The following is a 2,708-nucleotide window of genomic DNA, read 5'->3' as shown; positions in this document are numbered from 1 at the left end:
CCCCCCCCCCCCCCCCCCCCCCCCCCCCCCCCCCCCCCCCCCCCCCCCCCCCCCCCCCCCCCCCCCCCCCCCCCCCCCCCCCCCCCCCCCCCCCCCCCCCCCCCCCCCCCCCCCCCCACGACTGTGCCGGGGGAGGCGTGCTGGGGCTGGCCGCGCAGCCAGCCAGCCGGGCCGGGCGGCGGGGCGCACACGCGTGCGCGGCCAGGCGGTCGCCGTCGTCCTCCCGATCCCACCTGCTGGGCAGCAGCGGCGGCCGACGACCAGCGGCGGCGGCTCCCGGGGACGACGCCGGTAACCTTGCGCCGTGGCCCTGGTCGTGCAGAAGTACGGAGGTTCCTCCGTCGCGAACGCGGAGCGCGTCAAGCGCGTCGCCGAGCGCATCGTCGAGGCGAAGAAGAACGGCGACGACGTCGTCGTGGTCGTGTCCGCCATGGGCGACACGACCGACGAACTGCTGGACCAGGCCAGCCAGATCACCGCGAACCCGCCGGGCCGCGAGCTGGACATGCTGCTCACCGCCGGCGAGCGGATCTCCATGGCGCTGCTGGCGATCGCCATCTCCACGCACGGTTACGAGGCGCGGTCGTTCACCGGGTCGCAGGCGGGGGTCATCACCACCTCCAGCCACGGCAAGGCCCGGATCATCGACGTCACCCCCGGCCGGCTGCGGGACGCGCTGGACGACGGGTCGATCGTCATCGTCGCCGGGTTCCAGGGCGTCAGCCAGGACACCAAGGACGTCACCACCCTCGGGCGTGGCGGGTCGGACACCACCGCGGTCGCGGTCGCCGCCGCCCTGCGGGCCGACGTCTGCGAGATCTACACCGACGTCGACGGCGTCTTCACCGCCGACCCGCGGATCGTCCCGAACGCCAAGCGGCTGGAGACCATCACCTACGAGGAGATGCTCGAGCTCGCCGCCTCCGGCGCCAAGGTGCTCATGCTCCGCTGCGTCGAGTACGCCCGCCGCTACGGCATCCCGGTGCACGTGCGCAGCTCCTACTCACAGCTCCCCGGCACGATCGTGGCCGGCTCGATGGAGGACCTCACCGTGGAACAGGCGATCATCACCGGCGTCGCGCACGACCGGAGCGAGGGCAAGATCACCGTCTCCGGGGTGCCCGACCGGCCCGGTGAGGCGGCGCAGATCTTCCGCGTGCTGGCCGACGCCGAGGTCAACATCGACATGATCGTGCAGAACGTCTCCGCCGAGGCCAGCAAGCTGACCGACATCTCCTTCACCCTGCCGGTGAGCGACGGCCCCACCGCGCTGGCCGCCCTGGAGCGGGTCAAGCACACCGTCGGCTACACCCACGTCAGCTTCGACCAGCACATCGGCAAGGTGTCCCTGGTCGGTGCCGGCATGCGCTCGCACCCGGGCGTCTCGGCGAAGTTCTTCGGCGCGCTCGCCGACGCCGGGGTGAACCTGGAGCTGATCAGCACCTCGGAGATCCGCATCTCCGTCGTCTGCCGCGACACCGACGTCGACCTCGCCGTCCGCGCGGTGCACGACGCGTTCGACCTCGGCTCGGACCAGGCCGAGGCAGTGGTCTATGGAGGTACCGGGCGATGAGCCGTCCACTGCACCTGGGGATCGTCGGCGCGACCGGTCAGGTCGGCGTGGCGATGCGCTCGATCCTGGCCGAGCGGAACTTCCCGCTGGCGTCGATCCGGTTCTTCGCCTCCGCCCGTTCGGCCGGCAGCACGCTGCCCTGGGGCGACGGCGAGATCGTCGTCGAGGACGCCGCCACCGCCGACCCGACCGGGCTGGACGTCGCGCTGTTCTCCGCCGGCGCCTCGACCTCGCGGGCCCAGGCCCCCCGGTTCGCCGCGGCCGGCGTCACGGTGATCGACAACAGCTCCGCGTTCCGCCGCGACCCGGCGATCCCGCTGGTCTGCAGCGAGGTCAACCCCGGGGACATCGCGCTGGCCGCCGAGGGCCGGATCATCGCCAACCCGAACTGCACCACGATGGCCGCGATGCCGGTGCTCAAGCCGCTGCACGACGAGGCCGGGCTGACCCGGATCGTGGCCAGCACCTACCAGGCCGTCTCCGGCTCCGGTGTCGCCGGCGTCCGGGAGCTGCACGGGCAGGCGCTCGCCGTCGTCGAGAAGGCCGACGCGCTGGCCTACGACGGGTCGGCCGTGGCGTTCCCGGACCCGGGCGTCTACGTCGCGCCGATCGCGTTCAACGTGCTGCCGATGGCCGGCTCGGTCGTCGACGACGGCTCCTTCGAGACCGACGAGGAGCAGAAGCTCCGCAACGAGAGCCGCAAGATCCTCGGCATCCCCGAGCTGCGGGTGTCCGGCACCTGCGTGCGGGTGCCGGTCTTCACCGGGCACTCGCTGTCGCTGAACGTGGAGTTCGAGCGCGAGCTGAGCGTCGCCCGCGCGACCGAGCTGCTGTCGACCGCGCCCGGCGTGCAGCTGGCAGACGTCCCCACCCCGCTGCAGGCCGCCGGCACCGACCCCAGCTACGTCGGCCGGATCCGCCAGGACGGCGACCGCGGGCTGGCGCTGTTCGTCAGCAACGACAACCTGCGCAAGGGCGCCGCCCTCAACACCGTGCAGATCGCCGAGCTGATCGCCGCCCAGCGCTGACCCCGGTGGGGGGGGGGGGGGGGGGGGGGGGGGGGGGGGGGGGGCGGGGGGGGGGGGGGGGGGGGGGGGGGGGGGGGGGGGGGGCGCGGCGTGGGGGCTGGTGTCCT

Annotated in this window: 2 protein-coding genes; both read left to right on the top strand. The window is 74.1% G+C overall.

Annotated features, from left to right (window positions below; all coding sequences use genetic code 11):
• Positions 1-304: 304 nt before the first annotated feature.
• Positions 305-1,573, top strand: a complete 1,269-nt coding sequence (locus ACI79Y_RS19605) for an aspartate kinase (protein ID WP_457160096.1) — start codon at positions 305-307, stop codon at positions 1,571-1,573.
• Entirely contained in the window at positions 1,570-2,601 is a 1,032-nt protein-coding gene (locus ACI79Y_RS19600; RefSeq protein WP_457160095.1) for an aspartate-semialdehyde dehydrogenase, read from the top strand. Before ACI79Y_RS19605 ends, ACI79Y_RS19600 begins: the two co-directional genes overlap by 4 nt.
• The last annotated feature ends 107 nt before the right edge of the window (positions 2,602-2,708 follow it).

The sequence above is a fragment of the Modestobacter sp. SYSU DS0875 genome, assembly GCF_054050915.1.
This window is presented reverse-complemented; position numbering and strand designations above follow the sequence as displayed.